Origin of the sequence: Streptomyces sp. NPDC059957 (genome assembly GCF_042730015.1) — a bacterium.
Taxonomy (GTDB): Bacteria; Actinomycetota; Actinomycetes; order Streptomycetales; family Streptomycetaceae; genus Streptomyces.
The window spans coordinates 15,775-32,461 of sequence record NZ_JBHWMB010000018.1 but is presented as its reverse complement, the minus strand read 5'-3'; the positions used below and the strand labels follow the sequence as shown (position 1 = coordinate 32,461).

The following is a 16,687-nucleotide window of genomic DNA, read 5'->3' as shown; positions in this document are numbered from 1 at the left end:
CCCGCGTGCGCAACCCCCGGTGCGCGCTTCCCCTGCGCCCGAGGGCGCTGTCAGTGACCGATCGGTGACTCCGAAGTCACGAGACTAGGCACCGAACATGACGTGTAGGCGCTTTCCAGATAAAAACCGCGTTGCCGAAGTGACCTTCAAACAAGCGGAATTGACGCTACTCCAGCACTTTCAGGGGCGAACCGTCCCCAACTGCTCCGCCAGCTCGACCGGATCGGTCGTAGGCCGCGCGCAGACGAAATGTCGACACACATACGCCGTGGGGAGGTCGTGCATGAGCGTGCGCTCGGCCAGAAGGGGGAACTCCCCGCCACTGCCGTCCGCCGCCCCCGGCATACCCGTCGCCACGACCGCCCCGGGGGCCGTCCCCAGCAACGCGACCCGGTGCAGCTCGGCCCGCGCCGGATCCTCCGGGTGGCCGACCACGGCGACCTCGCGCGGCCCGTCGACCAGTGCCTCGGCGACCGCCAGCCCGTGCCCGATGAAGCGCGGAGCGCGCGGCCCGAGCGCGTGCACCACGGCGAGCGCCCGCTCGGCCGCCGTACGGTGCGCCTGCGAGCCGGTGTGCGCGGCGTACGAGAGCAGGGCGCCGGCGGCGGCGGTCCAGCCGGAGGGGGCCGCGGTGTCGGTCGGGTCCTGCGGCCGCCTGATCAGCCGCTCCGCGTCGTGCGCGGTGTCGTAGAGCGAGCCGTCCTCGGCGGTGAACCGGTCCAGCACCAGGTCCACGAGGAACCCGGCGAACTCCAGCCAGACCCCTTCCCCGGTGACGGCCCCCAGCGCCAGGAACCCCTCGGCGACATCCCCGTAGTCCTCCAGCACCCCGGCATTGACCCCGACGCGCCCGTCCTTGCTGGTCCGCGCGAGCCGGGCCATCCCGTCCATGTGCACCCGTACGAGCAGATCGGCGGCCTCCGTGGCCCGCTCGACCAGATCGGGCCGGTCGAAGAAGGCCCCGCACTCGGCGAGGGCCGCGATCGCCAGCCCGTTCCACGCGGCGACGATCTTGTCGTCCCGGCCGGGCGCGGGTCGCGCCTGCCGCGCGGCGAGCAGCCTTTCCTTGAAGCCCGCGAGCCGCTCGTCACCGATGTCCGGCCCCTGCGCGGGCAGTTGGAGCACGGACATCCCGTGCTCGAAGGTCCCCTCCTCGGTCACCCCGAAACAGGCGGCGGCCAGCTCCCCGTCCTCCTCCCCCAGCACCTCGCGCAACTGGGCCGGAGTCCAGGCGTAGTAGACGCCCTCCACGTGCTTCCCGGTCTCCGGGTCCTCACTGTCGGCATCCAGCGCGGAGGCGAAGCCGCCCTCCTGGGTGCGCAGTTCGCGGACCATGAAGTCGGCGGTCTCCAGCGCGACCCGGCGCGCGAGATCGTCCCCGGTGGTGCGCCACAGGTGGGCGTAGACCCGGCAGAGCAGCGCGTTATCGTAGAGCATCTTCTCGAAGTGCGGCACGACCCAGTCCCGGTCCACGGAGTACCGCGCGAACCCGCCGCCGAGCTGGTCGTAGATCCCGCCCCGCGCCATGGCCTCACACGTGTCGGCCGCCATCTCCAGCGCCCCCTCGGACCCGGCCCGGGCGTGGTGGCGCAGCAGGAACTCCAGCACCATGGACGGCGGGAACTTCGGCGCCCCGCCGAACCCCCCGCGCGTGGAGTCGTACTCCCGCACCAGCCCGAGCAGCGCCTTCGCGAGCTCCTCGGGCCCCGGGGTGCCGGCCTTCCCGTAGTCGAGCCGGCGCCCCGAGAGGTCCCGTACGATCCGCTGCGCGACCTCCGCCACCTCCTCGGGCCGCCCGACCCACGCGGTGCGCACGCCTTCGAGCACCTGCATGAAGGAGGGCATCCCGTGCCGGGGCTCGGGCGGGAAGTAGGTCCCGAAGTAGAAGGGCTCGGCGTCGGGGGTGAGGAACACGGTCATGGGCCACCCGCCCTGCCCGGTGGCGGCCTGCACGGCCTCCATGTAGACGGCGTCGATGTCGGGCCGCTCTTCGCGGTCGACCTTGACGTTGACGAAGTGTTCGTTGAGATAGACGGCCGTCAGCTCGTCCTCGAAGGATTCGTTGGCCATGACATGACACCAATGGCAGCTCGAATATCCGACGCTGAGCATCACCGGCACCCCGCGCTCCCGCGCCTCCGCGAAGGCCTCCGGGGACCAGGGCCACCAGTCGACGGGGTTGTCGGCGTGCTGGAGCAGGTACGGCGAGGTCTCGTTCGCGAGGCGGTTCGGCATGGGGCCATCCTGCCGCACCACCCGGGGTCCGACTCATGACCGGGCCATCGGTCCGCCGGTTCGGGCCGACGATCGGGTGACGCGCAGGTCAGTGCCGCAGCAGCGGGGCCAGGTCACGGGTCCAGGTGTCGCGGGTGTGGGTCCACGTGGTGGGGCAGTCGGTGCGCTCCGGGGTCGCCAGGGATGTGTGGCGGGTCGGGAAGGCTCCTTGGACCGCGCAGCGGTGGGATTCGGCGCGGGTGGCGTCCGGGGCGTGTTCGTCCGCGGGGTCGGGGGTGGGGTCGTCGGCGGCCGACAGGTCGTAGGCGCGGGCGGCCATCAGGAGGGTTTCGTCGCCTTCGGGGTCGCGGGTCAGGAGGGCCACCTGCGCGAAGCGGTCGGCGGCGTCCTCCTCGGCGCGGGCTCCCTCGTCCGGGAGGTCCAGGGCGTCGATGAGGGCGTGGCCCGCCTCGTGGTGGATCGTCTCCCGGACGAGTTCCGAGAGGTCCTCGTCGTCGAAGTGTTCGCGCTGCTCGGTCAGGTCGTCGTAGCAGAGCTCGATGGTGTGGGTGTCCGGGTCGTAGCCGGTGCCTTCGCCGTGGCAGGACTTGGCGAGGACGGTGACCAGGTGGGGGAGGTCGACGTAGGCGTTGAGGTCGGCGAGGGTGAACTCGGCGAGCTGCCAGTTGCGGAGGAACCGGGCGCCGTCCTTGTCGGCCGACGCGGGCTTTTCGTAGTGGAGCCAGAAGCCGCGGGTGGGCACCGGTTCCGGCGGCAGGAGCCCGCAGCCGGTCGCCACCAGGAGCAGGGCCGTTGCCGTCGCGCTCAGTACCGGAGTCCCCCAACGTCTGGTCATCGGCACACCATAAGCGACCGCTTGCGCGCCAACTCCCTCTGAACTAGCTCAGATTCCCTCGCGCTTACGACCGTCCCGAAGGACACTTGTGGCACGGTGCCGGAGCTCTCTGAGGGGGATTGCCGATGCGGGACAGTCATCGCGGTGAGGCCGAGCGGCTGCTGGGGCGGGCCGTGGAGGAGGAGTCCCGGCGGGGAGCGGGCGGGGCGGCGGGCACTCCCGAGGCCAAGGCGGCGCTGCTGGCGCGCGGCAAGCAGGCTCTGGACGCGCTCGCGGCGAGTGCGGCCACCGAGTACGAGGCGTACACCCGCGCCCTGGACGAGGCGGCGGCCGGGGACGAGTCGCTCGGTGAGGCCTTCCGGCGGGCGAACACCTCTACGGCGTTGCTGGTCACGGGGGTCGCGGCCGCCGCCGCGATCGTGGCCGACCTGGCCTTCAGCGTGGCGGTCGGCACCTCGCTGACCACCGGCGCCGTGGTGGGCGTGGCCGGGGCGACGGCGACCGTGGTCAAGGTGACCGCCCTGCACCTGCCCGCGGCGAACCGGCGTGCCGGGGAGGCGGGCCGGCCCGGCGGCGCGGAGCAGCTCAAGCTGCAGTGGCTGTCGGCGCTGGAGGTGCGCGGGATCCGCCCCTTCCTCGAGCAGCAGCGCAAGGTGGCGGCGGCTTCGCACGCCCCGCACAAGGTGAACGGGAGCGGCGGCAACGGCGGCTCCGCCCTCCAGCTCCGCGGCGCCAATCGCAGCGCCGAGGCCCGCCGGCGGGCCATGCTGGAGCAGTCTTTCGGTCAACTCCCCGCACTGGAAGGTGCGTTCATCGGGCGGCGGGCCGAGCTGGCCCGGATCGCCCAATGGGTGCACAGCGCCCGGGCGAGCACCGAGACCCGGCCGGTGGTCGTGGTGCTGCACGGCGAGCCCGGGGTGGGCCGCACCACGCTCGCACTGCACGCGGCGCAGGCGCTGCGGGACCAGTTCCGGGGCGCCTGCGTGGTCGACCTGCGCGGCGGCGGAGCCTCCGAGAGTCCGCTGCCGACCCGCGAGGCGCTGCTGCACCTGATGAACCGGCTCGGCGCGCCCCGTGAGCAGCTGCTGTTCCGCGAGGGCTCGTCGGCGGATCAACAGGTGCGCAGGCTCGGCGAGTTGTACCACCAGCATGTGCAGGGGACCCCGGTGGCGGTGGTCCTGGACGATGCCGTGGACGCCGCGCAGGTACGGATGCTCGTGCCCGAGCGCTCCGAGAGCCTGGTCCTGGTCACGGCCCGGGAGCCGCTGGAGCTGCCCGCGGACCTGGCGGCCTGGGTGTACCAGCTGCCGGTGACCCGGCTGGCGGAGGAGGCCGGTGCGGAGCTGCTCCGGGCGGTGGGCGCGGCTCCGGCGGGCGGCGCGGACCTGTCGGGCGCGGGTGCCGGGGCTACGGGTGCCGGGGCTACGGGTGCCGCAGCGGCGGGAGACGCGAAGGTGGGCGTCGCAGGGGCGGAGCCGCCCGCCGGCACAGGAGCAGGCGCCGGCGCAGGCACAGGCACAGGCACAGGCGTGGCCGCGCCCGCGGCCCCGTACCCGGAGGAGACCGTACGCGCGCTGCTCGCGCTCGGCGCCGGCCTGCCGCTGGCGCTGCGCGTGCTGGCCCCGCTGGGGGGTGTCGGGGAGTCCCCGGAGTCCGGCGGCTCCCTGGAAGCAGCCCTGGACCTGGCCTACGCGGCCCTGCCCGAGGAGCGGCGCCGGCTGCTGCGCCGCCTGACGCTGGCGGGCCGGGCCTCGCTGGGGGCGGCGGCCGCCGCGGCGCTGATCGACGCGGACCAGGCGGAGGCCGGGCGGCTGCTGCGCGAGCTGGCGCGGGCGGGGCTGCTGGACCACGTACGCGGGGACCGGTTCCGGATGCACGACGCGGTGCGCGCGTACGCGGCCGCGCGCCTCGCCCAGGACGAGGACCGGGCCGACGCCGCGGCAGCGCACGAGCGGCTGATCCGTACGTACGCGCAGCTCGCCGACTCGGTGATCCGGATGGTCGACGGGAAGATGTCCACGCGGGCGAACGCCCTGTCCAAGGCGAGCACGGTCGGCGGGCACGGGTTCGTCTCCCTGGACGCGGCCCTGCGCTGGCTGGACGACGAGTCGAGCTTCATCACGGCGGCGCTGCGGCACTCGGAGGGCGTGGACCAGCAGGCCGTACTGGACCTGCTGGGCGCGCTCTGCGACTTCTGTCTGCTGCGCGGCGACCTGTACCGGCTCGGTGAGATCAACGAGCTGACGCAGGCCGTCGACCAGGGCCTGCTGGTCCGCTCGGTGCAGTGGCGTACGGGCATCGCGGCCCGCCAGCTCGGCGAGCTGGACAAGTCCCGCACCACCCTGACCTCGCTGGTCGACCAGTACAAGGAGGCCCGGCAGGAGGCCGGCGCGGGCATGGCCCTGGTCTCGCTGGGCATCACCCTGCACCACCAGGGCAACCTCCCCGAGGCCTCGGCCCGCATCCGCGAGGCGCTGGTGCTCCAGGCCCCGGACGAGCTGGCGGGCGACCGGGCGTGGGGCCTGCACGCGCTCGGCGCGGTGGAGCGCGACCGCGCGCACCTCGCGGAGGCGCTGCGGCTGCTGCGCGAGTCCCTGGGACTGCACCGCGAGAGCGAGAGCGTGCACGGCGAGGCCTGGGCGCACCTGCAGCTCGGCCAGGTGTACCTGCGCCTGGGCGAGGTGCCGCGCGCGGAAGCGGAGCTGCGCCTGGCGCTGGAGCTGTACGGGCGCACGCGCGACGACCGCGGCCAGGCGTGGGCGCTGACCCAGCTGGGCCGGGCCCGGGTGGTCGACGGGGATCCGGGGCCGGCGCTGGACCGGCTGCGGGACGCGCTGGCCCGGCACCGGGAGGCGGAGGACGCGCGCGGCGAGGCGTGGACGCTGTACTACCTGGGCCAGGCGCTGGAGGAGGCCGGGGAGCGGGACCGGGCGGTGCGGGAGCTGGAGCGGGCCCGCACGATGTTCTCCCGGATGCGGGACGTGTACGGGCTGGCGCACGCCCGCCACCACTCGGGCCGGGTCACGCGCGACCAGCGGGCGGCGCAGACGGGGAACCTGAAGAACTCCGGCTTCGCCCGGCAGCTGCTGGTGGACGCGCGGGCGGACTTCCGGCGGATCGGGCTGGCCCACGGGGAGGCCTGGACCTGCCTGGAGCTGGCGGTGGTGGACGCGGGCAACGGGCGGACCGGGCAGGCGCTGGACCTGTGCGAGGAGGCGGTGCGGCTGTTCATCTCGTACGGGGACCGGCGCGGGGAGGACTGGGCGCGCTTCCTGCGCTGCACGCTCCTGCCGTACGCGCTCCCGGCGGCCCCGGACGAGGCGCGGACGGAGCTGGCGCGGCTGGCGGCGGCCCCGCACCCGATGCGGGACGGGCGGCTGGAGGACTGCCTGGAGTCCTACACGGTGATCCTGGGACGCGGGGTGGACCCGGCGGAGGGCTGGCAGGCGTGGCGGCTGTCGCTCGTACCGAACCTGCATTCGCGGGAGATCATGGGCGTCCCGGTGACACTGCCCTCGGTGTAGGGCGCGCGGAGACCCGCCGCCGGGCCGCGAAGGAGGGCCGGGCGGCGGTCACCACACCTGGGCGGCCCCTACGGGGTGCGCGTGCCCTCCGTCGGGGCGGGCTCCGGTGCTTCCTTGAAGTCGACGCGGCCCATGTGGCGGCTCATCGACTTCATCAGGCCCCACACCCCGAGGGCGAGGGCCGCGAACACGACGAATCCGAGGAGGCCCGGGGTCACCTTGTTCTTGTCGAAGGTGTCGCCGGCCAGGGGGAGGAGCTGGACGATTGCTTCGTGCGTAGCGCTCATAGCTACGCATTCTCCCGGATGCCCGCGAAGAGGTCGGACTCGGGGAGGGAAGTGTCCACGAGGGACTTCGCGAGCTCGTACTCCTCCGTCGGCCAGACCTCCTTCTGGATCTCCATCGGGACGCGGAACCAGCCGCCGTCGGGGTCGATCTGCGTGGCGTGGGCGATGAGCGCCTTGTCACGGATCTCGAAGAAGTCGGCGCAGGGCACGTGGGTGGTCAGGGTCCGCTCCTTGCGCTCGAACTCCTTCCACCGCTCCAGCCACTCGCCGTACGGGGATTCCAGGCCGCGGGCGAGCAGCGCCTCGTGCAGGGCGATGGTGCGCGGCTTGTTGAAGCCCTGGTTGTAGTAGAGCTTCTGCGGCTGGTACGCCGGGCCGAACTCGGCCTCGGGGTACTTCTCGGTGTCGGCCGCGTGATCGAAGGCCACCATCGTGATCTTGTGGGTCATGATGTGGTCGGGGTGCGGGTAGCCCCCGTTCTCGTCGTACGTGGTGACGGCCTGCGGCCGGAAGGCGCGGATCTTCTTCACCAGGCGGCCGGCCGCCTCGTCGACGTCCGCCAGGGCGAAGCAGCCCTCGGGCAGCGGGGGCAGCGGGTCGCCCTCGGGGAGCCCGGAGTCGACGTATCCCAGCCACTCCTGGTCGACGCCGAGGATCTCGCGCGCCTCGTCCATCTCCTTGGCGCGGACCTCGTGGATGTGCTCCTCGATGTACTTGTCGCCCTGGAGCTTGGGATTGAGGACGGAGCCGCGCTCGCCGCCGGTGCAGGTCACGACCAGCACGGACACCCCCTCGGACACGTACTTGGCCATGGTGGCCGCGCCCTTGCTCGACTCGTCGTCGGGGTGGGCGTGGACGGCCATCAGTCGAAGCTGCTCGGTCAAGACAGGATCCTCTTTGAGTCGTTCAGGCGGGCGCCTTCTATATTGAATCCTCCCCGATCCTGAGGGCCGGGGATTCCTGGCTCACGTTGGCTGTGGGCCTGCGGCCCCTCAGCTCTTACACGATCAGCACCAGCCGGGTTGAGACCAGCCCGGACCAGCATGACGCGGGCGGAGTTCTTGTCCCTGGGGGACACCGCTCCGCACACGGTGCAGGTGTAGGTTCGTTCCGAGAGAGGCAGTGCGTGCTTGGTTCTCGCTCCGCACTGCGCGCAATCCATCGTGGTGTGCGCGGGATGGACCACGTGCACGATACGCCCGTGCTTGCGAGCCATGTTGATCAGCTCACGCTTAGTGGTGGAGACCGCGGCGTCGGCCGCTTTACGTGCCATGGCGGACTTGGCGAGGAACTTCGGGCGGAAGTCCTCCACAGCAAGGGCGTCGTGGTCGCGGACGACCATCTTGGCCCACTTCCGGGCGCCGTCCTGGCGTTGCCGGGCCACCTGCTTATAGAGCTTCGCCGTCAGCTTCCTTGCCGCCCGGTAGCCCCTCGACCCGCGCCTGCCCTTCGCCGGTTTCCGGCGGGCCATCATCCGCTGATAGCGCGCGAGCCTGTCAGCGGCCTTCTTGCCGTGCTCGGCGTGCGGGAGGTCATGGGAGTCGCTGGTGGTGGTCGCGGTCTCCTTCACGCCCCAGTCGATGCCGATCACCGCGCCCGTTCCCGGGAGCGGCTGGGCTTCGGCGGGGACTACGAAGGACGCGTACCAGTGCCCGAGGGTGTCGCGGTAGATCCGCACGCTCGACGGGGCCGCCGGAAGTAAGCGGGACCACACCACGGTGAGGCTGATGCCGCCCGCCAGGTGCAGGCGGCCGTCCTTGATCCGAAAACCGCGCCGGGTGTAGTTCAGGCTCGGATCGGCCTTGGCCTTCTTCTTGTACTTGGGCATTCCCGCCCGCTGCCGCATCGGCAACCGGGCCTTGATGTCCTCCAAGGCTTTGGCACGGGACTTCCCGAAGTCCCGCACCAACTGCTGCTGCGGAACGCTGCTGCCGTCACCCAACCAGGTGTTGCGGTTGCGGGCTTCGGTCAGCATCTTGTCCAGCCGGGCCGGACCGCACTCCTCATTCTCGGCCCGGGCCTTCTGCGACCGGGCACAGCATTCGTTCCAGAGCCACCGGCACCGCGCCCACTCGCCCGACAACCCGGCGAGCGCGGTGGAAGACACGCGAAGCCGGTAGGTGAACCGAGCAAGCCCGGCCACCTCCGTCTCCTGTCCTGCCGTCATGCGATCAACCTAACCGAGCCCGCTGACAATGCCGGAAAGCGCAGATCACAGCGGGTGCGAAGAGAACCGAGGTACTCCGCGTCTACGATGGCGGGACCGCCCTCCCCGGGCTGGGATTTCCATGGTTCGCCCACCTCGAAGGGAACGATCGATGAGCGCGGTGCGCGAAGAGCTGCCCGAGGGCCGCTACGGCCGGTCGGCGGACGAACGCGCGGACCGCAAGCTCAAGATCATCGGTTCGGTCCTCGGGGTCGGGCTGCTGGGTGTGGTCGGCTGGATCGGCTGGGACTACGTGGCCGGGCAGCGCGTGAGCGCCGAGGTCATCAAGTTCAAGGTCGTCTCCGACACCGCGGTCGAGGTGCACCTCGAGGTGCGCAAGGAAGCCTCCGAGACCGGAGTGTGCACGCTGAGCTCCCAGGACGAGGGGCACGGCGAGGTGGGCCGGGCCGATTTCACCTTCGCGCAGAAGAGCGGGCGCGTGGACGAGATGGTCACGCTGAAGACCACCAACCGCGCCACGATGATCGAGCTGGTCGGCTGCCGCGTGGCCGGTTCCGCGGGCTGACCTGACGCAGTTCACACACCTGGCGTCCTCCCCCTTTTCTTCCCGAATTGTTAGGCTCGTGGTTTCGTCCGCCGCTGGCGGCTTTGTTGTCCCTGTACCGACGAGGAGCACCCGTGACCCAGACGAGCGAGAGCGTCACCTGGCTGACCCAGGCGGCGTACGACCAGCTGAAGGCCGAGCTGGAGTACCTCTCTGGTCCCGCACGGTCGGAGATCACGATCAAGATCGCGGCCGCCCGCGAGGAGGGTGACCTCCGTGAGAACGGCGGTTACCACGCGGCCAAGGAGGAGCAGGGCAAGCAGGAGCTCCGCATCCGCCAGCTCACTCAGCTGCTGGAGAAGGCCAAGGTCGGCACCGCCCCCGCCTCCGACGGCGAGGTGGCCCCCGGCACCCTGGTCAAGATCGCCTTCGACGGTGACGAGAGCGACACCATGGAGTTCCTGCTGGCCTCGCGCGAGTACGCGTCCTCGGACTTCGAGACCTACTCCCCGCAGTCCCCGCTGGGCCTCGGCGTACTGGGCAAGAAGATCGGCGAGGACGCCCAGTACGAGCTGCCGAACGGCAAGCAGGCCTCGGTCAAGATCCTCGACGTCAAGCCCTTCACCGGCTGATCACCCCCTCTCTTTGAACACCTCGCCCCGCCGGGCTGCTGCCCGGCGGGGCGAGGTGTTTCCGGGGCGAGGTGACCCCTGCGTGCCTGCGATACCTGCGGTGCCTGCGGTGCCTGCGGTGCCTGCGGTGCCTGCGGTGCCTGCGGTGCCTGCGGTGCCTGCGGTGCCTACGCCGTCGCCGAGCGGTACTTGCGCACGGCCAGGGTGCGGAAGACCACGATGATCACGACGGACCAGAGCAGCGAGGCCCACACCGGGTGCTGCATCGGCCAGGCGTCCGACGGCGACACACCCGGGTTGCCGAAGAGTTCGCGGCAGGCCTGCACGGTCGCGCTGAACGGGTTCCACTCCGCGATGGGCTGGAGCCAGCCCGCCATGTTCTCGGTGGGCACGAAGGCGTTGGAGATGAAGGTGACCGGGAAGAGCCAGATCAGGCCGCCCGAGGTGGCCGCCTCCGGGGTCCGCACCGACAGGCCGATCAGGGCGCCGATCCAGGAGAAGGCGTAGCCCAGGAGCAGGAGCAGGAGGAAGCCCGCGATCGCCTTCGGTACGCCCTCGTGGATGCGCCAGCCCACGAGGAGCGCCACGATCGCCAGGACGACCATGGTCAGGGCGGTCTGCACGAGGTCGGCCAGGGTGCGGCCGGTGAGGACCGCGCCGCGGGCCATCGGCAGCGACCGGAAGCGGTCGATCAGGCCCTTGTGCATGTCGTCGGCGATGCCCGCGCCGGCTCCGGCGGTGGCGAAGGTGACGGTCTGCGCGAAGATGCCGGCCATCAGGAAGTTCCGGTAGTCGCTCGCGCTGGTCGAGCCGCCGATCATCATCGAGCCGCCGAAGACGTAGCTGAACAGCACGACGAACATGATCGGCTGGATCAGCCCGAAGATGACCATCTCGGGGATGCGGGACATGCGGATCAGGTTCCGCTTCGCCATCACCAGGGAGTCGTTGATCCCCTGGACGATGCCGCCGCGCGGGCGGGTCGCCGCCAGCTCCGGGGTCGTGGAGGTGAGGGTCACTTCGCCGCCTCCTTGCGGTCCTTGCGGCCGCCCTTGGACTTCGCGTCGTCGGGGGCCTCTCCGTTCTCCTCGGCGTCTCGCTCCGCCGCGTGGCCGGTCAGGGAGATGAACACGTCGTCCAGGGTGGGACGGCGCAGGCCGATGTCGTCGATCTCGATGCCGCGCCCGTCGAGTTCGCGGATGACCTCGGCGAGCAGCTTGGCTCCGCCGGAGACCGGCACGGTCAGTTTGCGGGTGTGCTCCTCGACGGTGGTCTCGCCCTTGCCGAAGCCGGCGAGCACCTCGCGGGCGTCCGTTATGTGCTCGCGCTCGTGCACGACGACCTCGACGCGCTCGCCGCCCGTCTGGGCCTTGAGCTGGTCGGAGGTGCCGCGCGCGATGACCCGGCCGTGGTCGACCACGCAGATGTCGTGCGCGAGGTGGTCGGCCTCCTCCAGGTACTGCGTGGTGAGCAGCAGGGTGGTGCCGCCCGCGACGAGCTCCTGGATGATGCCCCACAGCGCCTGGCGGTTGCGTGGGTCAAGACCGGTGGTGGGCTCGTCCATGAACATCACGGGCGGACTGACGACGAGGGCCGCGGCGAGGTCGAGTCGCCTGCGCATGCCGCCGGAGTAGGTCTTGGCGGTGCGGTCGGCGGCGTCGCCGAGGTTGAAGCGCTCCAGCAGTTCGGCGGCCCGGGCCTTGGCCGCCTTGGCGCCCATCTGGTAGAGCTGGCCGACCATTTGGAGGTTTTCCCGGCCGGTGAGGTATTCGTCGACGGCGGCGAACTGGCCGGAGAGGCCGATCGAGCGCCGGACTTCGTTGGGGTGTTTGAGGACGTCGATCCCGGCCACGACCGCCTTGCCGCTGTCGGGCTGGAGGAGGGTGGTCAGGACGCGTACGGTCGTGGTCTTGCCCGCGCCGTTCGGGCCGAGCAGACCGAGGACCGTGCCTTCGGGTACATCGAGGTCAACGCCGTCCAGAGCCCTTACGTCACCGAAGGTCTTGACCAGACCTTCGGCGTAGATGGCGCCTGGCATATGGGTGCTCCCAGTGCGAATCGAACCGGTTGAATCGTGACATTCCTACGCGAATCCTATGGGCGCCGAGCCGACCTCGCTCGGCCGAACGGGCGACAACCTATCGCGTCATATCGCGTCTCGCCACCGGATCGGGGAGTGTCGCCCCGAGGGGTGGGCTTGCTAGCCCATGACCTTGTACCCCGCGCCGTGCAGCGCCCGCGCGACTTCCGCGCAGTGCTTCGGCCCCTTCGTCTCCAGGTGCAGCTCCACCTCCACCTCCGTGAGCCCCAGGCGCGGATCCGTCCGCACGTGGCTCACGTCCAACACGTTCGCATCCACCACTGACAACTCCCCCAGCAGACCGGCCAGTGCCCCCGGCCGGTCGGTCACCCGCAGCCGCAGCGACAGGTAGCGGCCGGCGGCGGCCATGCCGTGGCGCAGGATCCGCTGCAGGAGCAGCGGGTCGACGTTGCCGCCGGACAGCACGGCCACCACCGGGCCGTCGCCGTACAGTTCGGGCTCGCTCAGCAGCGCGGCCACCGGGCTGCACCCGGCCGGCTCGACCACCATCTTCGCCCGCTCCAGGCAGAGCAACAGCGCGCTGGAGAGCGCGTCTTCGGACACCGTACGGACGTCGTCCAGCAGCTCGCCAATGATTTTGAAGGGGATGTCGCCGGGCCGGCCCACCTTGATGCCGTCCGCCATCGTGTTCGGGTTCTCGATGGACACCGGGTGCCCGACCTTCAGCGAGGGCGGGTACGCGGCCGCGCCCGCCGCCTGGACTCCGATCACCCGGACGTCGGGGCGCAGCGCCTTCACCGCGACCGCCACCCCTGCGGCGAGCCCGCCGCCGCCGATGCCGACGAGGATCGTGCGGACCTCGGGGCACTGCTCCAGGATCTCCAGGCCGACCGTGCCCTGGCCCGCGATGATGTCGCGGTGGTCGAAGGGGTGGATGAACACCGCGCCCGTACGGTCCGCGTACTCCTGGGCCGCGGCCAGCGTCTCGTCGACGACCTGCCCGTGCATCCGCACCTCGGCGCCGTACTCCTGGGTCGCGGCCACCTTCGGCAGGGGCGCCCCGACCGGCATGAACACGGTCGAGCGGACCCCGAGGAGGGAGGAGGCCAGCGCCACGCCCTGGGCGTGGTTGCCCGCGCTGGCGGCGACGACCCCGGCGGCCCGCTGCTCGGGGCGCAGGCCCGCGATGCGCACGTACGCCCCGCGCAGCTTGAAGGAGCCGGTGCGCTGGAGGTTCTCGCACTTGAAGTGGACCGGGGATCCGGTGAGCGAGGAGAGGTACCGGCTGCCCTCCATCGCGGTCACCCGGGAGACGCCGGAGAGCATCTTCTGGGCCCCCCGGATGTCGTCGAGGATGACCTGCGGGACGGGCTGCGGCACGCGGTAGTTCATGCGGCCAGTCTCGCAGCCGGTCCGTGGCGCGCTGCGCTGCGCTGGGCGGGACGGGTGAGCGGCGGTGTGCGCGGCGGGTGAGCGGCGGTGTTCACGTCGGGTCAGCGGTGGTGTCCGCGGCGGTGTGCGCGGCGGCGAAATCTCGCCATGCGGGACGGCTCGTAGTCGCCGTTTCACCGCTGCCGTATCAGTTCTTGTACGAGGAGTACGAGCCGTCGCACGGCCGCGTACTCTGTCCCCCATCCTTGTCGGCCCCATGCGAAGAGAGCCCACGGCCATGCCCTCCACCCCGGCCAGTTCCGACCTGCCCGCACCGGCCGGCGCGCCCGCCGAAGCCGGTCTCCTCGACGCGCTCCAGCACCAGGTGGCGGTCTTCGCCCGGCGCGCCGAGCAGACCCGCCTGGGCGGGGTCGGCCAGGCCCGCAACTCCATGGACCGGGCCGCGTACCTGCTGCTGAACCGGCTCGACCTGGAAGGCCCGATGGGCGTCAAGGCGCTGGCCGGCGGGATGGGCATCGACTCCTCCACCGTCACCCGCCAGGTCGCCCCGCTCGTCGACAGCGGCCTGGTCAAGCGGACCTCGCACCCCGAGGACGGGCGGGCCGTCGTGCTCGCGCTGTCCCCGCGCGGGCTGGCGCGGCTGGAGGAGGTCCGCTCCTCGCGGCGCGAGCTGATGGCCCGGGTGACGGACGGCTGGAACGAGGACGAGCGCGAGGCGTTCACCGGTCTGCTGACCCGCTTCAACGTCTCGCTGTCCGAGCTGATGTCGGCCGGCTCCGAGCCCGGGTCCGAGGCCGGCCCCGCCTCCTAGTCGAACTCCCGTCTGCCTCGCGGCGCCAGACCCCTTCCGAGGCGGTCCCTCCGGCCGCAGTATGTGGTGTGTGGACCACGGACCGGGCCCCTACGCGGAGTTCGAAGCCTTCGTCGCGGGTGCGGCGGGGCGGCTTCTGCGCGTCGCGATCCTGCTGACGGCGGAGCCCGGGACGGCCGCGGCCGATGCCCCGACCCCGTCCGGCGCCCCGGCCCCGCCCGGTACCCCGGCCCCGCCCGGTACCCCGGCCCCGTCCGACGCCGTCGCCGCGGCCGGAGCCCCCGCCGCGCGCGGACTGCTCGGCGGCGCGCTGGCCCGTACGTACGCGAACTGGCGCAGGCTGCGCGGGGACGACCCGTACGACTACACCCGCCAGGAGCTGTGCGCCGCCTTCGCCCGCACCGGCCGCCGCCACCACGGGGGCAGCGGGGTGCTCGGGCGGCTGGGCCCGCTGGAGCGGCTCGTCGTGGTGCTGCGGCTCTACGAAGGGGTCGCGGAGGAGGTCACGGCCGCGCAGCTGGGGCTGGCGCCCGATCGGGTCAGGGCCCTGTGCGACCGGGCCGTCGCCGAGCTGCGCACCCGCCCCGGAGCCGCCCCCGGCCCCCGGCCCCCATCCCGTCGCCAGGAGGCGGCATGAGCCGCCCCGACCCCAGAGAAGCCCAGGTCAAGCGGCTGCTGGAGGGTCCGTACCCGGCGGTTCCGCCCGATCTCGCGGCGGGCGCGGCCGCGCGCGGCGACCGGCTGCTGCGACGCCGCAGGGCCGTGCAGCGGACCGGCTGGGCCCTGCTGTGGGCGGCCGTGGTGGCCTTCGTGGTGTGGGCCTCGCTGACCGGAGCCTGGTCGGCGCCTTCGAGCGAGGTCTCCCCGCCCTGGTAGGACGGGGAGACCTGTTGCGATGTACGGGCTGACTAGCCCAGCGCCTGCGCGAGGTCGGCCAGCAGGTCGTCGGCGTTCTCGATGCCCACCGACAGGCGGACCAGGTCGCCCGGGACCTCCAGGGCCGAGCCGGCCACCGAGGCGTGGGTCATGCGGCCCGGGTGCTCGATGAGGGACTCGACGCCGCCGAGGGACTCGCCGAGCGTGAAGATCTTGGTCCGGTCGCAGAGCGCGACGGCCTCCTCCTCGCCTCCGGTGACGCGGAAGGAGATCATGCCGCCGAAGTTGCGCATCTGCTTGGCGGCGATCTCGTGGCCCGGGTGCTCGGGCAGGCCCGGGTAGAGGACCGTGTGGACCTTGGGGTGGCGGACCAGCATCTCGGCGATCTTGCCCGCGTTCTCCGCGTGCCGGTCCATGCGGACGGCCAGCGTCTTGATGCCGCGCAGCACCAGCCAGGAGTCGAAGGGGCCGGCCACCGCGCCCATGGCGTTCTGGTGGTAGGCCAGTTCCTCGCCCAGCGCCGCGTCCGCGGCGACGAGCGCGCCGCCGACGACGTCGGAGTGGCCGCCCATGTACTTGGTCAGCGAGTGCACGACCACGTCCGCGCCGAGCGCGAGGGGCTGCTGCAGGTAGGGGGACGCGAAGGTGTTGTCCACGACCAGCTTGGCGCCGGCCGTCCGCGCGATGTCGGCGACGACGGCGATGTCCGTGATGCCGAGCAGCGGGTTGGAGGGGGTCTCGACCCAGATGACCTTGGTCTTCGGGGTGATCGCCGCGCGCACCGACGCCGGGTCGGAGGTGTCGGCGACCGACCACTCGACGCCCCAGCGGGAGACGACCTTGGCGAAGAGGCGGAAGGTGCCGCCGTACGCGTCGTTCGGGATGACCACGTGGTCGCCCGGGGAGAGCAGCGTACGCAGCAGGCAGTCCTCGGCGGCGAGCCCGGACGCGAAGGCGAGGCCGCGCCGGCCGCCCTCCAGCGCCGCGAGGTTCTCCTCCAGCGCGGTACGGGTCGGGTTGCCGCTGCGGCTGTACTCGTAGCCGCCGCGCAGTCCGCCGACGCCGTCCTGCTTGTACGTGGACACCTGGTAGATCGGGGGCACGACCGCGCCGGTCAGGGGGTCCGCCGTATTGCCCGCGTGGATGGCACGGGTCTCGAAGCTCTGGTGCTCGTGGCTGTCGTCGCTCATGAACCCGATGCTATGCCCCGTCCGGGCGCTGCGCGGCCCCGCCTCCGGGGTGCGCGGAGGGGGTCGCGGACGAGGTCGTGGACGAGCTCGCGCACGTGGTCTCCGAGGGCGTCGGCCGGAAGACCGTTTCGGGTCGTCCTTTGCCTCCTATTG

Annotated in this window: 15 protein-coding genes; 6 read left to right on the top strand and 9 right to left on the bottom strand. The window is 72.0% G+C overall.

All coding sequences use genetic code 11. The annotated features are described in order from the left end of the window. Positions 1-180 precede the first annotated feature (180 nt). Complete coding sequence (locus ACFWBW_RS14545) at positions 181-2,235, bottom strand: thioredoxin domain-containing protein (RefSeq protein ID WP_385372077.1); 2,055 nt, start codon at positions 2,233-2,235, stop codon at positions 181-183. Positions 2,236-2,323: 88 nt separating this feature from the next. Then, entirely contained in the window at positions 2,324-3,070 is a 747-nt protein-coding gene (locus ACFWBW_RS14540) for a DUF4344 domain-containing metallopeptidase (protein ID WP_385372074.1), read from the bottom strand. A gap of 125 nt (positions 3,071-3,195) precedes the next feature. Here ACFWBW_RS14540 and ACFWBW_RS14535 point away from each other — a divergent pair, with 125 nt between their 5' ends. After that, positions 3,196-6,594: a tetratricopeptide repeat protein gene (locus ACFWBW_RS14535; protein ID WP_385372071.1), complete on the top strand. Its 3,399-nt coding sequence runs from the start codon at positions 3,196-3,198 to the stop codon at positions 6,592-6,594. A gap of 68 nt (positions 6,595-6,662) precedes the next feature. On the opposite strand, the gene ACFWBW_RS14530 is transcribed toward ACFWBW_RS14535, so the two are convergent. Genes ACFWBW_RS14530 through ACFWBW_RS14520 form a run of 3 tightly spaced genes read right to left on the bottom strand, consistent with a single transcriptional unit; the run spans position 6,663 to position 9,048 of the window. Further along, a complete protein-coding gene (locus tag ACFWBW_RS14530) occupies positions 6,663-6,881 on the bottom strand; it encodes a hypothetical protein (protein WP_385372068.1) in 219 nt (72 codons plus the stop codon). Between the two features lie 2 nt (positions 6,882-6,883). Then, entirely contained in the window at positions 6,884-7,765 is an 882-nt protein-coding gene (mca, locus tag ACFWBW_RS14525; RefSeq protein WP_250751581.1) for a mycothiol conjugate amidase Mca, read from the bottom strand. Further along, entirely contained in the window at positions 7,762-9,048 is a 1,287-nt protein-coding gene (locus tag ACFWBW_RS14520) for an RNA-guided endonuclease InsQ/TnpB family protein (RefSeq protein ID WP_385372063.1), read from the bottom strand. The genes mca and ACFWBW_RS14520 overlap by 4 nt, the downstream gene beginning before the upstream one ends. Positions 9,049-9,199: 151 nt before the next feature. On the opposite strand from ACFWBW_RS14520, the gene ACFWBW_RS14515 reads away from it, so the two are divergent. Both ACFWBW_RS14515 and greA read left to right on the top strand, forming a co-directional pair. After that, positions 9,200-9,613 carry a DUF4307 domain-containing protein gene (locus ACFWBW_RS14515; RefSeq protein ID WP_385372060.1) on the top strand — a complete coding sequence of 138 codons (414 nt, stop codon included), beginning with the start codon at positions 9,200-9,202 and terminating at the stop codon, positions 9,611-9,613. A gap of 113 nt (positions 9,614-9,726) precedes the next feature. Continuing rightward, complete coding sequence (greA, locus tag ACFWBW_RS14510; protein WP_327304923.1) at positions 9,727-10,224, top strand: transcription elongation factor GreA; 498 nt, start codon at positions 9,727-9,729, stop codon at positions 10,222-10,224. Positions 10,225-10,391: 167 nt separating this feature from the next. On the opposite strand, the gene ACFWBW_RS14505 is transcribed toward greA, so the two are convergent. The 3 genes from ACFWBW_RS14505 to ilvA form a co-directional block, all read right to left on the bottom strand. Continuing rightward, entirely contained in the window at positions 10,392-11,243 is an 852-nt protein-coding gene (locus ACFWBW_RS14505) for an ABC transporter permease (protein WP_385372056.1), read from the bottom strand. Continuing rightward, complete coding sequence (locus ACFWBW_RS14500) at positions 11,240-12,262, bottom strand: ATP-binding cassette domain-containing protein (RefSeq protein ID WP_385372053.1); 1,023 nt, start codon at positions 12,260-12,262, stop codon at positions 11,240-11,242. Before ACFWBW_RS14500 ends, ACFWBW_RS14505 begins: the two co-directional genes overlap by 4 nt. Before the next feature lie 162 nt (positions 12,263-12,424). Beyond that, positions 12,425-13,657 (bottom strand): threonine ammonia-lyase, encoded by a 1,233-nt coding sequence (ilvA, locus tag ACFWBW_RS14495; RefSeq protein WP_385372050.1) that lies wholly within the window; start codon positions 13,655-13,657, stop codon positions 12,425-12,427. Positions 13,658-13,934: 277 nt separating this feature from the next. On the opposite strand from ilvA, the gene ACFWBW_RS14490 reads away from it, so the two are divergent. From ACFWBW_RS14490 to ACFWBW_RS14480, 3 genes are all read left to right on the top strand, one after another. Further along, positions 13,935-14,468: a MarR family winged helix-turn-helix transcriptional regulator gene (locus ACFWBW_RS14490; protein WP_385372313.1), complete on the top strand. Its 534-nt coding sequence runs from the start codon at positions 13,935-13,937 to the stop codon at positions 14,466-14,468. 70 nt (positions 14,469-14,538) lie between these two features. Next, the gene (locus ACFWBW_RS14485) at positions 14,539-15,105 is read left to right on the top strand and encodes an RNA polymerase (RefSeq protein ID WP_385372047.1); all 567 of its coding nucleotides are present in this window, start codon (positions 14,539-14,541) and stop codon (positions 15,103-15,105) included. Then, the gene (locus ACFWBW_RS14480; protein WP_385372044.1) at positions 15,102-15,344 is read left to right on the top strand and encodes a hypothetical protein; all 243 of its coding nucleotides are present in this window, start codon (positions 15,102-15,104) and stop codon (positions 15,342-15,344) included. Before ACFWBW_RS14485 ends, ACFWBW_RS14480 begins: the two co-directional genes overlap by 4 nt. A 32-nt stretch (positions 15,345-15,376) precedes the next feature. On the opposite strand, the gene ACFWBW_RS14475 is transcribed toward ACFWBW_RS14480, so the two are convergent. Continuing rightward, positions 15,377-16,534, bottom strand: coding sequence for a cystathionine gamma-synthase (locus tag ACFWBW_RS14475; RefSeq protein WP_266905149.1), 1,158 nt, complete (start codon positions 16,532-16,534; stop codon positions 15,377-15,379). Positions 16,535-16,687: the final 153 nt, after the last annotated feature.

Excerpts from the sequence above, each read along its gene's own strand:
- ACFWBW_RS14540 (WP_385372074.1), bottom strand. The coding sequence starts at position 3,070 with ATGACCAGACGTTGGGGGACTCCGGTACTGAGCGCGACGGCAACGGCC.
- ACFWBW_RS14520 (WP_385372063.1), bottom strand. The coding sequence starts at position 9,048 with ATGACGGCAGGACAGGAGACGGAGGTGGCCGGGCTTGCTCGGTTCACC.
- ACFWBW_RS14500 (WP_385372053.1), bottom strand. The coding sequence starts at position 12,262 with ATGCCAGGCGCCATCTACGCCGAAGGTCTGGTCAAGACCTTCGGTGAC.
- ACFWBW_RS14530 (WP_385372068.1), bottom strand. The coding sequence starts at position 6,881 with ATGAGCGCTACGCACGAAGCAATCGTCCAGCTCCTCCCCCTGGCCGGC.
- ACFWBW_RS14545 (WP_385372077.1), bottom strand. The coding sequence starts at position 2,235 with ATGCCGAACCGCCTCGCGAACGAGACCTCGCCGTACCTGCTCCAGCAC.
- ilvA (WP_385372050.1), bottom strand. The coding sequence starts at position 13,657 with ATGAACTACCGCGTGCCGCAGCCCGTCCCGCAGGTCATCCTCGACGAC.
- ACFWBW_RS14475 (WP_266905149.1), bottom strand. The coding sequence starts at position 16,534 with ATGAGCGACGACAGCCACGAGCACCAGAGCTTCGAGACCCGTGCCATC.
- ACFWBW_RS14535 (WP_385372071.1), top strand. The coding sequence starts at position 3,196 with ATGCGGGACAGTCATCGCGGTGAGGCCGAGCGGCTGCTGGGGCGGGCC.
- ACFWBW_RS14490 (WP_385372313.1), top strand. The coding sequence starts at position 13,935 with ATGCCCTCCACCCCGGCCAGTTCCGACCTGCCCGCACCGGCCGGCGCG.
- ACFWBW_RS14515 (WP_385372060.1), top strand. The coding sequence starts at position 9,200 with ATGAGCGCGGTGCGCGAAGAGCTGCCCGAGGGCCGCTACGGCCGGTCG.
- ACFWBW_RS14480 (WP_385372044.1), top strand. The coding sequence starts at position 15,102 with ATGAGCCGCCCCGACCCCAGAGAAGCCCAGGTCAAGCGGCTGCTGGAG.